The following is a 19,284-nucleotide window of genomic DNA, read 5'->3' as shown; positions in this document are numbered from 1 at the left end:
GGAACACGGGACGCGCAGCACTCACGGCACCGCCACACATGGAAGGACACACATGAAGACCGCAGAAATTAAGCGCCGCTGGCTGGAATTCTTCGAATCCAAAGGCCACACCGTGGTGCCATCTGCGTCCGTGATCTCGTCCGACCCCTCCATCCTCTTCAACATCGCCGGCATGGTGCAGTTCATCCCATACCTCACCGGCCGCGAACCCGCCCCCTTCCCACGCGCCACCAGCGTGCAAAAGTGCGTGCGCACCGCAGACATCGAAGAAGTGGGCCAAACCACCCGCCACGGCACGTTCTTCCAAATGAACGGAAACTTCAGCTTTGGCGACTACTTCAAGAGCGAAGCCATCTCCATGGCCTGGGAACTGCTCACCACCCCAGAAGACAACGGTGGCCTCGGCTTTGACCCCAACCGCCTGTGGGTCACCGTCCACGAAGACGACGCCGCCTCGATCGACCTGTGGCTCGAAGAAACCAGCATGCCCCGCGAACGTATCCAAATGCGCGGCAACGAAGACAACTTCTGGCACACCGGCCAACCCGGCCCCGGCGGCTACTGCTCCGAAATCTACTACGACCGCGGGCCCGCATACGGCAAAGAAGGCGGCCCGGTCGCCGACGAAGACCGCTACATCGAAATCTGGAACCTCGTCTTCATGGAGTTCGAACTCTCCGAGGTCCGCACCAAAGTCGACTTCGACATCAAAGGCGACCTGCCCGCTAAAAACATCGACACCGGCATGGGCCTGGAACGCGTGGCGTTCCTCAAACAAGGCGTCGAGAACATGTACGAAATCGACGAAGTCTACCCCGTCATCAAAAAGGCCGAAGAACTCTCCGGCCACACCTACGGCGCCAACCACGACGACGACGTCCGCATGCGCGTTGTCGCCGACCACGTGCGCTCCGCCCTCGTCATCATCGGCGACGGCGTACGTCCCGGCAACGAAGGCCGCGGCTACATCCTGCGCCGCCTGCTACGCCGCGCCATCCGCGCCATGCGCCTGCTGGGCGTCACTCAACCCGTGCTCCCACACCTGCTGCCCGTCTCCAAAGACGCCATGAAGCAGTCCTACCCAGAACTCGACACCGACTTCGACCGCATTTCCAAGATCGCCTACGCCGAAGAAACCGCGTTCCTGCGCACCCTGGAATCCGGCACCCAGTTGCTCACCCGCACCGTCGCCGAGGTGGGTAAAGGTGGCACTATCGACGGCGCCGTGGCATTTACCCTCCACGACACCCACGGCTTCCCCATCGACCTCACCGTAGAAATGGCCCACGAAGCAGGCGTGGAAGTCGACGTCGACGGGTTCAAAGCCCACATGGAAGAACAGCGCCAACGCGCCAAAGCCGACGCGAAGTCCAAGAAGGGCGGGGGAGCGAACCTCACCGCCTACTCCCACCTACTCGAAGCAGGCACCTCGGAATTCGTGGGCTACGACAACCTCAACACTCTGGCCACCGTGCGCGGCATCATCAGGGACGGCGAAGCCGTTCCCGTTGCCCACGCCGGCGACACCGTCGACGTTGTCCTGGACATCACCCCGTTCTACGCCGAATCCGGTGGCCAAACCGCTGACATCGGTCACCTCACCGGCCCTGACCTTAACGCCCGCGTCACCGACGTTCAGAACATCCTCGCCGGACTACCCACGCACAAGGTCACGGTTGAAACCGGTGAACTGGAAACCGGCGCCCTCATCACCGCGCAGGTCGACCCAGACCACCGCTACCAAGCCCAGCAGGCGCACTCGGCAACCCACCTCATCCACGCCGCCCTGCGTGAGGTTCTGGGGTCGAACGCCACCCAGGCGGGGTCGCTGAACAACCCCGGCTACCTGCGCTTCGACTACTCGTACCCCGAAGCACTCAGCCCAGCAGCCCGCCAAGAAATCGAAGAGTGCGCCAACACCGCAGTCCGCGACAACTTCGAAGTGGGCTACGACTTCCTGCCATTCGAAGAGGCCAAGAAGTCCGGCGCCATGGCCCTGTTCGGTGAACGCTACCCAGAAATTGTGCGCGTGGTCGACATCAACGGCACCTGGTCGCGTGAACTCTGCGGAGGAACCCACGTCACCCGCACTTCAGAGATCGGACCTATCTCGCTGACCAGCGAAGCCTCCGTGGGCTCCGGAACCCGTCGCATCGAAGCCAGCGTGGGACTTGACGCCATGAAGCAACTGGCCCGCGAACGCTCCACCGTGGCGCAACTGTCAGAACTGCTCAAAGTGCCCGGCCCCGACGTCTACCAGCGCGTCACCGGCCTCATGGACCGCATCAAAGAAGCCGAACGCACCATCGCACAACTCAACCAAGAAAAGGTCCTGGCCCGCGCCACCGACGCAGCCGCCAGCGCCCAGAAACTCGGCCCAGCAACCGTCGTCACCACCGAACTCGGTGAGGTGGCAAACGCTACCGACGTCCGCTCCTTCGTCCTTGACGTTCGCAACCGCCTGGACGACCCAGCCCACGTCATCGCCGCAGTGGGACTGGCTAATGACAAGCCCGCCGTCGTCATCGCGGTAGGCCCTGACGCACAAAGGGCCGGTCTGAAAGCCGGAGCGCTTGTCACCTCGGCGTGCAAAACCCTGGGCGGTGGCGGAGGCGGCAAGCCCGACCTCGCACAGGGCGGCGGCCAGGACGCCACCAAGGTGTCGCAAGCACTCCAAGCAGTGCGTGACCAGGTAGCGAACTCGTGAGGCGCGGCAGGCGCTTAGGGATTGACGTGGGGGCGGTGCGCGTGGGTATCGCCCACAGCGACCCCGACGGGATCCTCGCCTCACCTCTTGAAGTGGTCAACCGCCGAGGTGGTGACAACTTCGCGCTGCGACGCATCCAAGAGATCGTGGACGAAGTCGACCCGGTTGAACTGGTGATAGGCGACCCCACGTCCTTAGACGGCAAGGCGCGCCAGTCCGCAGACAAAGCCAGGCGTTTCGCCCAGAAGATCGTGGACCGCACAGGACTCCCGGTAAGGTACGTGGATGAACGTTTTACCACCACACAAGCGCACCTGATGTTACAAGCAGCAGGAAAATCGTCTAAGCAACGACGCGAAACCGTGGACGCGCAAGCCGCCGTGGTGATCCTGCAAACAGCTCTCGACGCTCTAGCACGTGAGGACAACAGTGGGGATTGACGACGTATTCGAAAACAAGGGCACCCGCAAGGACGCCCGGCAGCGCAGGCACAACCGGAAGATCCGGCGCCGGCGCATCACCGCCATCGTTGTAGTGCTCGCCCTCATAGCCGGAGTCAGCGGGGTCGTGGCAGTCAGCACGGCCTCGGGAGCGTTCTCTAACCTGTTCGGTGCCAAGAAGGACTACGAAGGCGAAGGCGAAGGCAGCATCGACGTCACCGTGGTCCCGGGCGCGTCCGCCAGCCAGGTCGCCAACCAGTTGGTCGAAGAAGACGTCATCCAATCCGCCGACCCCTTCCTCAAAGAAGTCGAAAGTCGCAGCTTCGTCATCAAAGCCGGCACGTTCAAAATGCGCAAACGCATGAGCTCCAGCGCCGCCGTCGACGCCCTAGAAGACGCCACCGCCGCGCAACGCCTCACCGTGGCAGAAGGCCACACCATCAAGACCATCAAAGCCAACGCGATCAAAGCCGGCGTCAACGAACAGCAGCTCGACAAGGCCATCGACAAGAAGAAACCCAAGGACTACGGCCTCGACATCGACGCGCCCAACCTCGAAGGCTACCTGTACCCGGCTACCTACGACATCGACCCGTCACGCCCAGCCGAAGCCCTGGTCCAAGACATGGTCAACAAGACCAAGGACGAACTCAACCGGCTCGCCATTCCACACGACGACGCCCACTACTACCTGACCCTTGCCAGCCTGGTAGAAAAAGAAGCCACCAGTGACCCCGAGGTGCAAGCCAAGGTTGCTCGCGTGTTCGTCAACCGCGTGGGGAAGAAGTCCCAAACCGGCGGGCTACTCCAGTCCGACGCCACTGTCGCGTACATCCACGGCGCGCGTAAGGACCTGACCACCACAAAGAAAGAACGCGAAAGCAACAACCCGTACAACACGTACAAATACAAAGGGTGGACGCCCGGCCCCATTAACTCACCCGGCGAACCCGCCGTGCGCGCCGCCATGAAACCCGCCAAGGGTGACTGGCAGTTCTTCGTAGCAACCGACCCAGACAACGGCACCGTGAAGTTCGCCAACAACTACCAAGAGCACCAGAAAAACGTCGAAGAGTTCCGCACATGGCTACGCGAACACCGCAAGAAAAATGGATAAGTTCAACGCCTGCGTGGCCGGGTCGCCCATTGCGCACTCCAAGTCTCCGGACCTGCACACGGCCGCGCTCACAGCACTGGGCATTCCGGGGGAGTACGGCTCGGTCGAACTCACGGAAGATCAACTGGCCACCCACATCGACACCCACCCCCAGCTCGTGGGCATGTCCTGCACCATGCCACTAAAAGCCACCCTGGCCCAACTCGCGCACGAACGAAACTGGAACATCGACCCCACCGTGACCGCCACCCGGGTCGCCAACACATTCGTGCGCACCCCCACGCCGTCGGTCTACAACACCGACGTCGCTGGAATCGTGGGCGCCCTGCGAACACCTGCCACCTCGGCGGCCATTGTGGGATCCGGCGCCACCGCAACCAGCGCGCTTGTCGCCCTCAAAGAACTGGGTTGCGCGACCGTGGACATCTACGCCCGCAACCAAAAAACCCGCGCTGATCTGGCCCAACTCGCCCAATCACTGGACATGGACGCCACCCACGCTGGCCTGGAGAACATCAACTGGGACCACGACGTCATCGTGAGCACCCTGCCCACGGGTGTGGACCTGGACGTCCCCACCCGTCTGTCCGCCACGGTGCTGGACGTCGCGTACGCACACGGGTCCGTGGGGGAGAAGGCTAAGCAAGCCGGCGCCGAGGTGGTCCCCGGCCTGGCAATGTTGGTGGAGCAGGCTGTCGCCCAGTTCATTCACTTTGTGGGCGTCACCGGCAGGTCGTTAAGCGCGTCCGAGGTTCAACGGGCTACCGTTGCTATGTACGAGGCCGTCAACCTGGCCCCGCCGAAAGGAGACTCATGGAGTCCGTCTCACTAGTCGCAGGACTGTCACTTGCGGTTGGGGCAGCGATCGCCGTATCCGTTGTCATCTGGTTCATGTTCCCCAAGCTCATCAACGACGAGGCGGGACTGCGCTTGCTCAACGGTCTGCGCACGGACAACCGCCCCGTGTGGCTCGTGTCCTTCGTCATGACCGCAACCGGACTGGTTCTGGCGTGGATCGCAGGGTTCTTCCTGCCCTTGTTCATGTCGCGCACGTACGCCGACATCCCCATCATCGTGGCCCTGGGCGTGTTCGCCGGAGCCACGGCGTGGCTGTTCTGGATCGACAGTGTGTTGCACCGGCTTCCCAACCTGATCGTCATGCCAATAGCAGGGTTCATGATCGTGGCCTACCTGGTGTCCATGATCTTGGGTGTCACCAGCAAACAATCAGCGTTCGACCAACTGTGGGCACGCGGCGCAACCCCAGCACTCGCCGGGCTCGCCGGGGCCGGAATCACCGTGGTCATCTTCGCAATCGTCTACCTTTTTGGTCTGGCCCTGGGCAAAGAAACCTTGGGACTGGGCGATGTGAAACTCGCGGTTCCCGTGGGAATGGTCGCCGGAACGGCCAGCCAATGGGGACTCGTCGTAGCCCTGATCATCATGAACGTTTCGGCCCTGGTGTACTTCCTCATGCACCTTGGCAAACGCCGCAACGTTGCGTTTGGGCCACACATGCTCATTGGCGCGTGGACCGCCGCGTTACTTACACCACTCATTCTGTAGAGTTAGTTAAATGTTGAGATGGTTGACCGCAGGTGAATCGCACGGCGAAGCGCTCGTAGGAATCCTCGAAGGACTCCCCGCACACGTCGACGTCACCACTGAAGATATTTCCCGCGCACTCGCGCGCCGCCGCCTGGGCTACGGCCGAGGCGCCCGCATGAAGTTCGAAGCCGACAAAGTGCGCCTCGTCGGAGGTGTACGCCACGGCAAGACCCTGGGCGGACCCGTAGCAATCGAAGTGGGCAACACCGAATGGCCCAAATGGGAAACCGTCATGAGCCCCAACCCAGTCGACCCAGACGAGCTGGAAGGGCAGGCCCGGGCCGCTAAGCTGACACGACCTCGGCCGGGGCACGCCGACTTGGTTGGCATGATGAAGTACGACTGGGACGAAGCCCGCCCCATCCTGGAACGCGCCTCCGCCCGCGAAACCGCAACCCGCGTTGCCCTGGGCGCTGTCGCGAGCCAGTTCCTCAAGGCCCTCGACATCGATATCGTGTCCCACACTGTGGCCATTGGCCCGGTGGAGGGCGGACGCGATCTGGTACGCCCCACTGCTGCTGACGTTGAGCAGCTGGACGCTGACCCGTTGCGTTGCTTCGATTCGGAACTCTCGCAACGGATGGTCGCCGAGGTCGAAGACGCCAAGAAAGCCGGCGACACCTTGGGTGGGGTCGTCGAAGTCATTGTGTACGGCGCGTTCCCTGGTCTGGGATCGCACGTGACCGGGGACCGTCGTTTGGAATCGCGCCTGGCTGCCTCACTCATGGGCATCCAAGCGATCAAGGGTGTGGAGATTGGCGACGGGTTTGAAACCGCACGCCGTCGCGGCTCGGTTGCTCATGACGAGATCGACGCCGAAAACGGCGTGAAGCGTCTGACTAACCGCGCCGGAGGTATCGAAGGTGGCATGACCACCGGCGAACCCATCATTGTGCGCGCGGCCATGAAACCCATTTCCACCGTGCCTCGCGCCCTGTCCACGGTCGACGTGGCCACCCAGGAACCAGCCAAGGCACACCACCAGCGCTCCGACGTATGCGCCGTGCCCGCGGCCGGTGTGGTCGCCGAAGCCATGGTCGCGTTGGAACTTGCCCAAGCTGTGCTGGAGAAGTGCGGCGGGGATTCCGTTGACGAAGTCAAACGCAACCGCGACGCATACCTCAGCCACATCGATCCGTTCCTGTTGGGCCAATGAGCGTAGAGCCCGTCCCCAGGCCAGCACCCCCACTCAATCCAGTGCCGGCCGCGGGTGCGCGGATCGCGTTGATCGGTCCACCGGCAGCGGGGAAGTCCACAATTGGGCGCCTCCTCGCAGAACGCCTGGACATCCCACTACGCGACACCGACGCCCGCATCGTCGAACAACACGGAGACATCCAGCAGATTTTTGCCTCCCGAGGTGAAGCCCGGTTCCGCGAAATCGAGCGCGAGGTTGTGCGCAGGTCCCTGCGCGAACTGCTGGACCGCCCCGGAGTGGTGTCCCTAGGTGGGGGGGCGATCCTCAACCCGGGAACCCGCGCCCAGCTCAAGCACCCGGCCATCAAAGTCATCACCATCATGATCGACGCCGATGTTGCACGCGTGCGCCTGGGCGGGTCACGCCGTCCTCTCTTAGACGACGACGCCGACCCCGTGGCCGCGTGGCAGGCACTGGTAGAAGAACGCTTGCCACTATATGAGTCCGTATCCACCGCGACCGTGAGCGCGTCGAACGAACCACCCTCAACCGTGGTCAACCGAGTGGTTGACGTGCTCACTAAACTGCAACGTGAAGAGGAGTACGCCCGCTTTGATCAGGAGGACACCATTGACTGAAATCCGCGTGACCGGCGGAGGCGACTACCCCGTCATCATAGGTTCGAAACTCCTGGGCAAACTGCCCCAACTGCTGGGCTCACAAGTCCAGCGCGTCCTGGTGATCTACCCGCGCGCACTGCGCACCACGGGTGAACTTGTTCGCGAAGACTTAGCCAGCACCGGTCTGGAAGCCATTGCCGCTGAAATCCCCGACGCTGAAGAAGCAAAACACATCCGGGTGGCGGAGTTCTGCTGGCAAATCCTGGGCCAGTCCGACTTCACGCGCTCCGACGCAATTGTGGCCGTGGGTGGGGGAGCCATCACCGACGTTGCCGGTTTCGTGGCAGCCACCTGGTTGCGCGGCATCACCTTCGTCAACATCCCCACGACCTTCTTGGGCATGGTCGACGCCGCGGTGGGTGGCAAAACCGGAATCAACACGGCAGAAGGTAAGAACCTTGTGGGCGCGTTTCACTCACCAGCCGGCGTGCTTGTCGACACGGACACGCTGGCGACTTTGCCAGAGAACGAACTGTTCACCGGCATGGCCGAGGCCGTCAAGTGCGGTTTCATCGCCGACCCTACGATCTTGGAACTCATCGAAAACACCCCCAAGGACGTTCTGGCCAACCACGAATCACCCGAACTGCGCCAGATCATCGAACGCACCATCGAGGTCAAAGCCCGCGTGGTCTCCGGTGACTTCAAGGAATCCGGCACTCGCGAAATCCTCAACTACGGCCACACCCTGGGCCACGCAATCGAACGCAATGAGCGCTACCAGTGGCGCCACGGAGCCGCCGTGGCCGTGGGCATGATGTTCGCAGCTGAACTGGGAGTGATGCTTAAAAACCTTCCCGCCGAGGTGGTGGACCGGCACCGCGCAATCTTGGAACACCTCGGGCTGCCTACCGGGTACCGTTCCGACCGCTGGCCACAACTGCTCGACACCATGAAACGCGATAAGAAGGCCCGAGGGAACCTCATGCGGTTTGTTGTGCTCCGCGACATCGCACAACCCGTCGTCGTCGAAGTTCCGGACACGTCGCTTCTGTTCACGGCTTACCAAGCAATTGGAGTCGACTCGCCTGTGCGGACGATTTAAACCACCTGTTACAATCTTCTGGGCGCACCGGCCCTCACTTCTATGAAAGGAATCGCGTGGCAACCACCAACGATCTGAAGAACGGTATGGTTCTCAAGCTCGACAACGAACTCTGGCAGGTTGTTGAATTCCTGCACGTGAAGCCAGGAAAGGGCCCGGCTTTTGTGCGCACCAAGATCAAGAATGTGCTGTCAGGCAAGATTGTGGACCGCACCTTCAACGCTGGAACCAAGGTTGAAACCGCTACCGTGGACCGCCGCGACATGCAGTACCTCTACCACGACGGTTCCGACTACATCTTCATGGACGAACAAGACTACGACCAGGTCCCACTGTCCGACGCCCTGGTGGGTGACGCTGCGAACTTCATGCTCGAAAACCAGAGCGTCCAGGTTGCATTCCACGAAGGTAACCCGCTCTACATTGAACTGCCTGCTGCGGTGGAACTCACCATCAGCCACACTGAACCTGGCCTGCAGGGTGACCGCTCCAGCGGTGGAACCAAGCCAGCAACCGTAGAAACCGGATACGAAATCCAGGTGCCTCTGTTCCTCGAAACCGGTACTCGGGTACGCGTTGACACCCGCACCGGAGAATACATGGGGCGCGTCAAAGAGTGAGCGCCCGGTATCGAGCACGTCGCAGGGCACTCGAACTCCTTTTTGAATCCGAAGCTCGTAACCTCCCAGAAGCGGAGCTGATTAAGCTTCGTGAAAACGACGAAGAGTACCCTCTACGGCCGTATGCACGCGAAATCGTCGACGGGGTCGTGACTCACCGTGCGCAACTGGACGAACTCATTTCGACATACGCGCACGGTTGGACTCTGGAGAGAATGCCACGGGTCGACCGCGCTGTCCTGCGGATCGGCCTGTGGGAAATTCTCTACAACGACGACGTCGACGACCCTGTAGCGATCGACGAAGCCGTCACCCTGGCCAAGGAGTATTCCACCGACGATTCACCAGCTTTCGTCAACGCTCTGCTGGACAGGATCAGCAAACTTAAAGACACGCTTTAGGTATGCTTGTCATGAAACCACCTTTAACCACCGTCCAGTGAGGCGGAGAAGGAGGAGTCATGCGAACACGTACAGTTCTCGACGCCAAAGAAATGGCTCGAGCGCTTACTCGCATAGCCCACGAAATCATTGAAGCGAACAAGGGCGCACAGAACCTTGTTCTGTTAGGAATTCCCACGCGCGGAGTGCCCCTTGCGCAGCGTCTGGCAGAACGCATCGGGCAGATTGAACCAGGCGTCGATGTCCCAGAAATCGTGGGTAGCCTCGACATCACCATGTACCGGGATGACCTCAAAGCGGGCAAACTGCGCACTCCCGAACCCACCAACATTCCCCGTAGCGGAATCGACGGGAAAACCGTCGTGCTCATTGACGATGTTCTGTTCTCTGGGCGCACAGTTCGCGCGGCCCTGGACTCCCTGGCCGATGTTGGTAGGCCCGAAGCCGTGCGCCTGGCGGTTCTTGTTGACCGTGGGCACCGAGCCCTGCCCATCCGTGCCGACCACGTGGGAAAGAACCTCCCCACATCTCTTTCGGAACGCGTATCCGTCACCGTCACAGAAATTGACGGTGAGGATTCTGTCACCATCTCGGAGGCGTGATGAAACACCTGCTGTCGACGAAAGACCTCTCACGTGACGACGCCGTTGGACTCCTCGACATTGCAGAAGAAATGACGCAGGTGTCCGCACGTGAAGTGAAAAAACTTCCCGTTCTACGTGGGCGCACCGTGGTCAACCTCTTCTTCGAAGACTCCACCCGCACACGCATCTCATTTGAAGCGGCCGCCAAACGTTTGTCTGCCGATGTCCTGAACTTCTCCGCCAAAGGCTCGTCCGTGTCGAAGGGCGAAAGCCTGCAAGACACCATCCAAACCCTGGGCGCTATGGGTGCTGACGCGATCGTGGTGAGGCACCCAGGATCGGGAACCCCGCACCGGATTGCCACCTCGGGCTGGTTGCACGCCCCAGTCCTCAACGCCGGGGACGGCACCCACGAACACCCCACCCAGGCCCTCTTGGACTCCTTCACATTGCGCCGAGTTATCGCCGGGCAGCCCGCATCCGGACCTGCAGACGGCTCCCGTGGGCGCACGCTTGAAGGCGCAACCGTGGCGATCGTGGGTGACGTGCTGCATTCGCGCGTGGCCCGCTCCAACGTCCACCTACTCAACACCTTGGGTGCGCGAGTGGTGCTCATTTCCCCACCCACACTGTTGCCGTGGGGTGTGGAAACCTGGCCGTGCGACGTGAGCTACTCGTTCGACGAAGCGATTGCCCAGTACGACTTCGACGCCGTCATGATGCTGCGCGTGCAACTCGAACGCATGCACCAAGCGTTCTTCCCCAACCCCCGCGAATACTCACGCATGTGGGGACTCACCCAGGAACGACTGAACGCGCTGGGCGACGACACGTGGATCATGCACCCCGGGCCCATGAACCGCGGATTCGAAATCTGCTCCGCGGCCGCTGACTCACCCCGCGCAGTTGTTCTCAACCAGGTAGAAAACGGGGTCGCCGTGCGCATGGCCGCCCTGTACCGCCTACTCACCGGACAGGAAGGTTAACCGTGTCGATCCTCATCACGTCAGTCAAACCCTATGGTGGCGAAACCACCGACATCGCAATTGACGGCGGGCGAATCGTTCCACACGTCGACAACCCGGACACCACGATCGACGGATCTGGTCTGATTGCCCTTCCCGGCCTGGTGGACCTGCACACACACCTGCGCGAACCCGGAAAAGAAGACGCCGAAACCGTACTCACCGGATCGCAGTCGGCTGCCCGCGGTGGGTACACGTGCGTCCACGCGATGGCCAACACGCAACCGGTAGCAGACAACGCTGGTGTGGTTGAACAGGTGTGGAACCTGGGACGCCAAGCAGGCTACACCGAGGTCGTTCCCATTGGCGCTGTCACCGTGGGGCAAGAAGGTGCCGCATTGGCAGAACTGGGGGCCATGGCGTCCTCGAAAGCTGGGGTCAGGATCTTCTCAGACGACGGCCTGTGCGTCCACGACCCGTTGCTCATGCGCCGGGCATTGGAATACGTCAAATCGTTCAACGGGATCATCGCGCAACACGCGCAAGAACCACGCCTGACCGAAGGCGCCCAAATGAACGAAGGCGTGGTCAGTGCGGAATTGGGACTTCCCGGCTGGCCCGCCGTGGCCGAAGAAGCCATCATCGCCCGCGACATCCTCCTGGCAGAACACGTGGGATCCCGCCTCCACGTGTGCCACCTGTCCACCAAGGGCTCCGTAGAGCTTGTCCGCTGGGCAAAGTCCCGAGGTGTGAACGTCACCGCCGAAGTCACCCCACACCACCTCATGCTCACTGACGAGTTAGTCCGCTCCTACGACCCCGTCTACAAAGTGAACCCGCCACTGCGCACAGAAGCAGATGTGAAGGCGGTGCGCGACGGCCTAGCAGACGGAACGATCGACATTGTTGGAACGGACCACGCACCGCACACCGCCGAGCACAAGTGCGCCGAATGGACCGCCGCTGCAATGGGCATGGTGGGAATGGAAACAGCTTTGGCTATCGTTGTCGAAGCCATGAAAGACCACGACTTCGACTGGCACGACATTGCCCGCGTGATGAGCGCCAGGCCCGCGGAAATTTCTGGCCTCACCACGCACGGCTCACTGGATACGGGTGCAGCGGCCAACATCGTCCTGATCGACCCAGCGGCTGACGTGACCATAGAACCGAACGACCACGCGACTCTGGGTCGCAACAACCCGTTCAAGGGCTTCAAGGTCGGCACTCAAGTGGTCCACACCTTCCTGTACGGCGCCCACGTTGTACGAAACGGTGAACTCGCTGAACCACACCCAATTTCAGGAGGTGGCCAAGCGTGGATCGGCTGACCCCAGTCCTCGTACTTCTAGCCGTCCTGGCCGGTCTGTTCTTCCTCATGTGGAAGGGCTGGAAGAACCGCCAAGCGTCACAGACACACATCCCTGAACCACCCAGGCCCACGAGCGAACCATCCGGACCCGGGCACCCAGGGATGTACGTCGCCACCACGTACGCAACTGACCCCCTTGAACGCATCAACGTCCACCACCTCGGCGTGCGCACCAACGGAACCCTGCACATTGAGGACGACCGCGTGGTGTTCATGCTCGACGGGATCGATGGAATTGAGATCCCGTTCACCGCGATTGACCAGGTCACCACAGCATCCGGGATGGTTGGGAAATTCGTTGAAAAAGACGGCCTCGTGGTGATCGTATGGACCCTGGGCGACACACAAGTCGCCACCGGTTTCCGACCACGCCTGGCCCACGCACGCACAGAAATTCTTGAAAGTTTAGCCCTGACAGAGAAGGTGAAATGAGCACTTTTGAACCTGCGGTCCTAGTCCTAGAAGACGGTACAGTCTACGAAGGCTCCGCATACGGTGCACGAGGAACAACCTTTGGCGAAGCGGTATTCGTCACCGCAATGACCGGGTACCAAGAAACCCTCACCGACCCCTCCTACCACAAACAAGTGGTCATCCAGACGTTCCCACACGTGGGAAACACCGGGGTCAACGACGAAGACGACGAATCACGCGACTACTGGGTCGCCGGCTACGTCGTACGCGACGCTTCCCGCATCTCGTCCAACTGGCGCTCCACCGAAGACCTCGAAACCCGCCTGAAGCGCCTGGGTATCGTGGGAATCTGCGACGTGGACACCCGTGCGCTCACCCTCAGGTTGCGTGAAGAAGGGTCCATGCGCGTAGGTATCTTCTCAGGGGAAGAAGCCTCATACGACCATGTCGCACTGCTCGAACAGGTCAAAGCCCAGCCCCGCATGGAAGGTTCGGCTCTGGCGGACGAGGTGAGCACCACCTCGGCGTACACCGTGGAAGCTCAAGGCGAAAAGAAATTCACCGTCGTTGCCTACGACCTGGGCATTAAGGGACGCTCACCGTTCCACCTGGCCGCCCGCGGCATGGAAGTCCACGTTGTGCCCGCAACCACGACGTTCGAAGAACTCAAGGCCTACAACCCCGACGGCGTGTTCTTCTCTAACGGCCCCGGCGACCCCGCAACCGCCGACCACCAGGTAGAGGTGCTCACCCGCGTGCTGGAAGAAAAGATCCCCTTCTTTGGAATCTGTTTTGGAAACCAGCTGCTGGGTCGCGCTCTGGGATTCGACACATACAAACTTCGGTTTGGACACCGCGGCATCAACCAGCCCGTCATGAACGTTGAAACCGGACGGGTCGAAATCACCTCACAAAACCACGGATTCGCCGTGGACGCACCCATCGGGGATCCCGTGACCGCACCCAACGAGAAGTTCGGGCGCGTCCAGGTGAGCCACATCGGACTCAATGACAACGTGGTAGAAGGACTCGCCTGCCTGGACATCCCAGCGTTTTCCGTACAGTTCCACCCGGAAGCCGCCGCGGGACCCCACGACTCAGAAAACCTTTTCGACCGGTTCGCTCGCATCTTGAGCGACGCATAAGGAGGACCCGTGCCACTGCGCAAAGACCTACAGTCAGTTCTTGTCATCGGTTCGGGGCCCATCGTCATTGGCCAGGCCTGCGAATTCGACTACTCAGGTACCCAGGCGTGCCGCGTGTTGCGGTCAGAAGGCCTGCGCGTCATCTTGGTCAACTCGAACCCAGCCACCATCATGACCGACCCGGACATCGCGGATGCCACTTACGTCGAACCGATCGACCCCGAAGTCATCGAAGCGATCATCGCAAAGGAACGCCCGGACGCGCTTCTGCCCACCCTGGGTGGACAAACCGCACTCAACGCGGCCATCAACCTGCACAAGGCCGGCGTACTCGACAAATACGGCGTCGAACTCATCGGTGCCGACGTCGACGCAATTGAACGCGGCGAAAACCGCCAACAGTTCAAAGACGTCGTCGAAGCCTGCGGTGCTGAAGTGGCCCGCTCCCGCATCGCCCACACCATGGACGAATGCCTCGAAGCAGCCCAAGAACTGGGCTACCCCATGGTGGTGCGCCCGTCGTTCACCATGGGTGGCCTGGGCTCTGGAATGGCGTACAACGAGGACGACCTGCGCCGCATCGCAGGCGACGGCCTGCACGACTCACTCACCAACGAAGTACTGCTAGAAGAGTCGATTCTGGGGTGGAAAGAATACGAACTCGAACTCATGCGCGACCGCAACGACAACGTCGTGGTGGTGTGTTCAATCGAAAACTTTGACCCCGTAGGTGTGCACACGGGTGACTCCATCACGGTCGCACCCGCCATGACGCTCACCGACGTTGAATTCCAGAGGATGCGCGACATCGGTATCGCGATTATCCGCGAAGTTGGCGTGGACACGGGTGGCTGCAACATCCAGTTCGCCATCAACCCCGACAACGGGCGCATCGTCGTCATCGAAATGAACCCGCGGGTGTCTCGCTCATCAGCACTTGCGTCGAAGGCCACCGGCTTCCCGATCGCAAAGATCGCCGCCAAACTTGCTGTGGGCTACTCGTTGGACGAGATCCGCAACGACATCACCCAAGAAACCCCGGCGTCGTTCGAACCTGCCCTGGACTACGTCGTGGTCAAGGTTCCACGCTTCGCGTTCGAAAAGTTCCCGGCAGCCGACCCAACACTTACCACCACCATGAAGTCGGTGGGCGAAGTCATGGCGCTGGGCCGAAACTTCACCACCGCGCTGCAAAAGGCCATGCGTTCAATGGAACAGAAGGGCTCGCAGTTCGACTTCGCTAAGCGCCTTGACCTGGACGACGCGGACGTCAAGAAGCAGGTGCTGGCTGATCTGGCCCACCCAACCGCGGAACGCATCCACACCGTCATCACGGCGCTGAATTCTGGCATGAGCATCGAAGAGATTCACGAAGCCAGCGACATCGACCCGTGGTACTTGGACCAGATGAAGCTTCTGTGTGAGGTCGCCGAGGTCGTTCGCACCCAGGATCTGTCCCCGCAGGTTCTGAAGTTGGCTAAGCGTCACGGCTTCTCGGACGAACAAATTGGCGCGTTGCGTCACCTGGACGCCCAAGTGGTGACAGGCGTTCGCCACGCACTGGGCATTCGCCCGGTCTACAAGACCGTGGACACGTGTGCAGGCGAATTTGCCGCACACACGCCGTACCACTACTCGAGCTACGACCAGGAAACCGAAGTCCAGCCACGCGACCGCGAAGCCGTGATCATCCTGGGCTCCGGTCCCAACCGAATCGGTCAGGGAATCGAGTTCGACTATTCGTGCGTCCACGCCACGATGGCGCTTGCCGAAGCCGGCTACGAAACCATCATGGTCAACTGCAACCCCGAAACCGTTTCCACCGACTACGACACGGCCGACCGCCTGTACTTTGAACCACTGACGTTCGAAGACGTTATGGAGATCTACAACGCAGAACTGGCGGCCGGACCTATCAAGGGAGTCGTATGTACCCTGGGTGGCCAGACCCCGCTGGGCCTTGCGGCTCGTCTGAAAGAAGCCGGTGTTCCCGTTTTGGGTACCCAACCCGAAGCCATCGACCTGGCCGAAGACCGCGGCGAATTCGGACGCGTTCTGGACCAGGCCGGTCTGCGTGCTCCTAAGCACGGAACCGCCACGACGTACGCGGAAGCTGAAACGATCGCCGAATCGATTGGCTACCCGGTTCTGGTTCGCCCGTCCTACGTGCTGGGTGGGCGCGGTATGCAGATTGTGTACGACAACGCCCAGTTGCGTTCGTACATGGATTCCGCGACCGAGGTGTCACCCACCCGCCCCGTCCTGGTAGACCGGTTCTTGGAAGACGCTGTCGAAATCGACGTTGACGCGCTGTTCGACGGCGAAGACCTCTACATCGGTGGCGTCATGGAACACATCGAGGAAGCGGGCATCCACTCGGGTGACTCAGCATGTGTCCTCCCTGCGATCACCCTGGGCGAAAACGTACTTAAGCGTGTGCGGTCCGCGACCCGCGCGATCGCAGAAGGCACCGGAGTGCGTGGTCTGCTCAACATCCAGTTCGCAATCGCAGCCGACGTTCTGTACGTCATCGAGGCAAACCCCCGCGCATCGCGTACGGTTCCTTTCGTATCCAAGGCCACGGGTACACAGCTCGCTAAGGCGGCCGCGAAGATTGCCGTGGGCGATACGATCGCGTCGATGCGTGGCACGCTACTGGAGGCCGAAGATGACGGTTCCTATGTGAACTTGGACCGCCCAGTTGCCGTGAAGGAAGCGGTTCTTCCATTCCGCCGTTTCCGCGACACCGACGGACGTGTTGTCGACTCGATTCTTGGCCCCGAGATGCGCTCAACGGGTGAAGTCATGGGTATCGCCCCCACCTTCCCAGTGGCGTTCGCGAAAGCCGAGATGGGAGCAGGTGCCTCGCTTCCGACTCAGGGTCGCGTGTTCGTTTCGGTTGCTGACCGTGACAAGCGTGCAGCGGTTCTGCCCGTGAAGAAGCTCATCGACATGGGCTTTGAAGTGATCTGCACAGAAGGCACCGCTGCAGTCATGGCACGCTACGGCATCGAAACCGTGGCCATGAAGAAGTACTTCGAACTCCAAGACGGCGAACGATCGATCCTGGACGACATCGCAGAACGCAAGATCGACCTGGTGGTCAACGTGCCGTCCGGACGTCAAGAACGCGCCGATGGATATGAAATCCGTGCAGCAGCGACCGCGGCACCTCTGCCGATCCTGACCACAACGGCCGAATTCGCGGCAGCGGTGTCCGCGATCGAAGCGATCCGCACGGCTGACTTCGGAGTCGCATCCCTGCAGGACTGGGCATGAGTTTCGCGCATCTGTGGCAATCGGCTATCGCGCGTAACCCGTTGTGTGTGGGCATTGACCCAGCTCCCGCCACGCTCGCAGCGTGGGGTCTGGAAGATTCGCCAGAAGGGCTGGCTTCATTCGCCACCACCATGTTGGAGCAATGCCACATGGAGGCGTGGTGCGTGAAGCCTCAAGTCGCGTTCTTTGAACGTCACGGCGCAGCTGGGATCGCAGTGTTGGAAAGCGTCCACCGCATTGCCAAGGACCTGGGCATGGTCGTCATCACCGACGCCAAGCGTGGAGACATTGGGTCCACCATGGACGGTTACGCCGACGCCTACCTCAATCCGGCCAGGCCACTGGCCACAGATGCGCTCACCGTGTCGCCATACTTGGGTACCGACAGCCTCACCTCGGTGTGTAAAGCCGCCGAAAAATACGGAACCGGGTTCTTCGCCCTGGCTCTCACGTCCAATCCGTCTGGGCCACAGGTGCAACATGCTCAGAACAATGGGACCGCCGTTGCCGCCCAGGTCGTTGAAACGGTACACAACTTCAACGAATCCGTTGGCGCACCGCTGGGCGGACTGGTCGTCGGTGCCACGATCGGTGACGCGGCACGCAAACTCGGAATCGACCTCGGCGCTTTCAACGGACCCATTCTGTCACCGGGTTACGGGGCGCAGGGTGCAACTGTCGAGGACCTGCACACGGTATTCGGGAACGCGTTCGACAAAGTTTTTGTCAACGTCTCCCGAGGCATTTCAAATTCTGGACCCAAGAGAATAAAGCACCATATTCGAACAATTAGTAGCGAAATTCGCGGTGAAGCCCTATAGACTGACCGTAAGTTTCTTCTGGCTTAGGAGTACACGGTGGCACTAGAACCATTGACACCAGAACAACGGTCAGCAGCTCTGGAAAAGGCATTCCAGGCTCGACAAGCCCGCGCAAGAATCAAAGCTGAACTCAAAGAGGGAAAGACATCTTTGAAGACAGTTTTGGACAAAGCTGTTGTCGACGAAGCATTGAGCAAGATGAAGGTCGTTGACCTACTCAGGTCCATCCCGGGTGTAGGGGAGCGACGCGCACATGGGATCATGGAAGAAGTAGGGATCGCCCTGTCGCGTCGCATCAAAGGCCTGGGTATCCACCAAAAAGCAGCACTCTTGGAGAAATTCGACAACGCATGACACCACGACTCACCGTTCTCACTGGACCTTCCGCGGTAGGTAAAGGCACCGTTGGTGCGTATATCCGGGAACACTTTCCCCACGTGTGGTTCTCCGTTTCGGCTACCACCCGTGACCCGCGGCCCGGTGAGATCGACGGTGTGCATTACCAGTTCGTGTCGCCGGCTGAATTTGACCACATGGTGAAGTCCGGGCAAATGCTCGAAACCGCTGTGGTCCACGGCCGTAACCAGTACGGCACACCAAAAGAACCGGTCATGCAGGCGTTGGACGAAGGTAAGTATCCACTTTTGGAGATCGACCTTGCCGGAGCACGCCAAGTCAAGGAGCGCATGCCGGAAGCACGCTTCATCTTCTTGGCCCCACCCAGCTGGGACGAACTCGTGCGCAGGCTCGTGGGCCGTGGCACGGAATCAGAAGAGGAACAAGCCCGGCGCTTAGAAACCGCGAAAGTCGAATTGGCTGCCGAAGACGAGTTTGACCACACCGTGGTCAACAACGATGTTAGAACTGCGGCGCAAGAACTAGTAACATTGATGGGGCTGTCTATCGACAACCCCGAAAACTGAGCCGGAACTGCTATCGCGTTCCGCA

Annotated in this window: 19 protein-coding genes; all 19 read left to right on the top strand. The window is 60.8% G+C overall.

The window, feature by feature from the left end; translation table 11 throughout:
- Positions 1-52: 52 nt before the first annotated feature.
- The 19 genes from alaS to gmk are packed head-to-tail and all read left to right on the top strand — an operon-like array spanning position 53 to position 19,259.
- On the top strand, positions 53-2,707 hold the full coding sequence (gene alaS, locus MHX53_RS10110) for an alanine--tRNA ligase (protein WP_239272625.1): 2,655 nt from the start codon (positions 53-55) through the stop codon (positions 2,705-2,707).
- Positions 2,704-3,147 (top strand): Holliday junction resolvase RuvX, encoded by a 444-nt coding sequence (ruvX, locus tag MHX53_RS10105; RefSeq protein ID WP_239272624.1) that lies wholly within the window; start codon positions 2,704-2,706, stop codon positions 3,145-3,147. The genes alaS and ruvX overlap by 4 nt, the downstream gene beginning before the upstream one ends.
- Positions 3,137-4,264 carry an endolytic transglycosylase MltG gene (gene mltG / locus MHX53_RS10100; protein WP_239272623.1) on the top strand — a complete coding sequence of 376 codons (1,128 nt, stop codon included), beginning with the start codon at positions 3,137-3,139 and terminating at the stop codon, positions 4,262-4,264. The genes ruvX and mltG overlap by 11 nt, the downstream gene beginning before the upstream one ends.
- A complete protein-coding gene (locus MHX53_RS10095; protein ID WP_239272622.1) occupies positions 4,257-5,096 on the top strand; it encodes a shikimate dehydrogenase in 840 nt (279 codons plus the stop codon). Before mltG ends, MHX53_RS10095 begins: the two co-directional genes overlap by 8 nt.
- A complete protein-coding gene (locus MHX53_RS10090) occupies positions 5,078-5,830 on the top strand; it encodes a hypothetical protein (RefSeq protein ID WP_239272621.1) in 753 nt (250 codons plus the stop codon). Before MHX53_RS10095 ends, MHX53_RS10090 begins: the two co-directional genes overlap by 19 nt.
- Before the next feature lie 10 nt (positions 5,831-5,840).
- Positions 5,841-7,028, top strand: coding sequence for a chorismate synthase (gene aroC / locus MHX53_RS10085; protein WP_239272620.1), 1,188 nt, complete (start codon positions 5,841-5,843; stop codon positions 7,026-7,028).
- Positions 7,025-7,648 carry a shikimate kinase gene (locus MHX53_RS10080; protein WP_239272619.1) on the top strand — a complete coding sequence of 208 codons (624 nt, stop codon included), beginning with the start codon at positions 7,025-7,027 and terminating at the stop codon, positions 7,646-7,648. Before aroC ends, MHX53_RS10080 begins: the two co-directional genes overlap by 4 nt.
- Positions 7,641-8,735, top strand: a complete 1,095-nt coding sequence (gene aroB, locus MHX53_RS10075; protein WP_239272618.1) for a 3-dehydroquinate synthase — start codon at positions 7,641-7,643, stop codon at positions 8,733-8,735. Before MHX53_RS10080 ends, aroB begins: the two co-directional genes overlap by 8 nt.
- 56 nt (positions 8,736-8,791) lie before the next feature.
- Complete coding sequence (gene efp, locus MHX53_RS10070) at positions 8,792-9,355, top strand: elongation factor P (RefSeq protein WP_239272617.1); 564 nt, start codon at positions 8,792-8,794, stop codon at positions 9,353-9,355.
- Complete coding sequence (gene nusB, locus MHX53_RS10065) at positions 9,352-9,756, top strand: transcription antitermination factor NusB (RefSeq protein ID WP_102238086.1); 405 nt, start codon at positions 9,352-9,354, stop codon at positions 9,754-9,756. The genes efp and nusB overlap by 4 nt, the downstream gene beginning before the upstream one ends.
- Positions 9,757-9,815: 59 nt before the next feature.
- Positions 9,816-10,358 carry a bifunctional pyr operon transcriptional regulator/uracil phosphoribosyltransferase PyrR gene (pyrR, locus tag MHX53_RS10060; protein WP_239272616.1) on the top strand — a complete coding sequence of 181 codons (543 nt, stop codon included), beginning with the start codon at positions 9,816-9,818 and terminating at the stop codon, positions 10,356-10,358.
- Positions 10,358-11,326, top strand: a complete 969-nt coding sequence (locus MHX53_RS10055) for an aspartate carbamoyltransferase catalytic subunit (RefSeq protein WP_239272615.1) — start codon at positions 10,358-10,360, stop codon at positions 11,324-11,326. Before pyrR ends, MHX53_RS10055 begins: the two co-directional genes overlap by 1 nt.
- Before the next feature lie 2 nt (positions 11,327-11,328).
- Positions 11,329-12,636, top strand: coding sequence for a dihydroorotase (locus MHX53_RS10050; RefSeq protein ID WP_239272614.1), 1,308 nt, complete (start codon positions 11,329-11,331; stop codon positions 12,634-12,636).
- Positions 12,624-13,109: an ABC transporter permease gene (locus MHX53_RS10045; RefSeq protein ID WP_239272613.1), complete on the top strand. Its 486-nt coding sequence runs from the start codon at positions 12,624-12,626 to the stop codon at positions 13,107-13,109. Before MHX53_RS10050 ends, MHX53_RS10045 begins: the two co-directional genes overlap by 13 nt.
- The gene (carA, locus tag MHX53_RS10040) at positions 13,106-14,236 is read left to right on the top strand and encodes a glutamine-hydrolyzing carbamoyl-phosphate synthase small subunit (RefSeq protein WP_239272612.1); all 1,131 of its coding nucleotides are present in this window, start codon (positions 13,106-13,108) and stop codon (positions 14,234-14,236) included. The genes MHX53_RS10045 and carA overlap by 4 nt, the downstream gene beginning before the upstream one ends.
- Positions 14,237-14,245: 9 nt before the next feature.
- Positions 14,246-17,515 (top strand): carbamoyl-phosphate synthase large subunit, encoded by a 3,270-nt coding sequence (gene carB / locus MHX53_RS10035; protein ID WP_239272611.1) that lies wholly within the window; start codon positions 14,246-14,248, stop codon positions 17,513-17,515.
- The gene (pyrF, locus tag MHX53_RS10030; protein ID WP_239272610.1) at positions 17,512-18,336 is read left to right on the top strand and encodes an orotidine-5'-phosphate decarboxylase; all 825 of its coding nucleotides are present in this window, start codon (positions 17,512-17,514) and stop codon (positions 18,334-18,336) included. The genes carB and pyrF overlap by 4 nt, the downstream gene beginning before the upstream one ends.
- A gap of 36 nt (positions 18,337-18,372) precedes the next feature.
- Complete coding sequence (gene mihF / locus MHX53_RS10025; RefSeq protein WP_204515944.1) at positions 18,373-18,690, top strand: integration host factor, actinobacterial type; 318 nt, start codon at positions 18,373-18,375, stop codon at positions 18,688-18,690.
- Positions 18,687-19,259, top strand: coding sequence for a guanylate kinase (gene gmk, locus MHX53_RS10020; RefSeq protein ID WP_204515945.1), 573 nt, complete (start codon positions 18,687-18,689; stop codon positions 19,257-19,259). The genes mihF and gmk overlap by 4 nt, the downstream gene beginning before the upstream one ends.
- The last annotated feature ends 25 nt before the right edge of the window (positions 19,260-19,284 follow it).

The organism is Brevibacterium sp. ACRRH (assembly GCF_022346365.1).
In the GTDB taxonomy this organism is placed as follows: domain Bacteria; phylum Actinomycetota; class Actinomycetes; order Actinomycetales; family Brevibacteriaceae; genus Brevibacterium; species Brevibacterium paucivorans.
This window is presented reverse-complemented; position numbering and strand designations above follow the sequence as displayed.

What these genes read in the sequence shown, in the direction of transcription:
- alaS (WP_239272625.1), top strand. Translation starts at nt 53, where the DNA reads ATGAAGACCGCAGAAATTAAGCGCCGCTGGCTGGAATTCTTCGAATCC.
- MHX53_RS10095 (WP_239272622.1), top strand. Translation starts at nt 4,257, where the DNA reads ATGGATAAGTTCAACGCCTGCGTGGCCGGGTCGCCCATTGCGCACTCC.
- MHX53_RS10090 (WP_239272621.1), top strand. Translation starts at nt 5,078, where the DNA reads ATGGAGTCCGTCTCACTAGTCGCAGGACTGTCACTTGCGGTTGGGGCA.
- aroC (WP_239272620.1), top strand. Translation starts at nt 5,841, where the DNA reads ATGTTGAGATGGTTGACCGCAGGTGAATCGCACGGCGAAGCGCTCGTA.
- MHX53_RS10080 (WP_239272619.1), top strand. Translation starts at nt 7,025, where the DNA reads ATGAGCGTAGAGCCCGTCCCCAGGCCAGCACCCCCACTCAATCCAGTG.
- pyrR (WP_239272616.1), top strand. Translation starts at nt 9,816, where the DNA reads ATGCGAACACGTACAGTTCTCGACGCCAAAGAAATGGCTCGAGCGCTT.
- MHX53_RS10055 (WP_239272615.1), top strand. Translation starts at nt 10,358, where the DNA reads ATGAAACACCTGCTGTCGACGAAAGACCTCTCACGTGACGACGCCGTT.
- carA (WP_239272612.1), top strand. Translation starts at nt 13,106, where the DNA reads ATGAGCACTTTTGAACCTGCGGTCCTAGTCCTAGAAGACGGTACAGTC.
- pyrF (WP_239272610.1), top strand. Translation starts at nt 17,512, where the DNA reads ATGAGTTTCGCGCATCTGTGGCAATCGGCTATCGCGCGTAACCCGTTG.
- gmk (WP_204515945.1), top strand. Translation starts at nt 18,687, where the DNA reads ATGACACCACGACTCACCGTTCTCACTGGACCTTCCGCGGTAGGTAAA.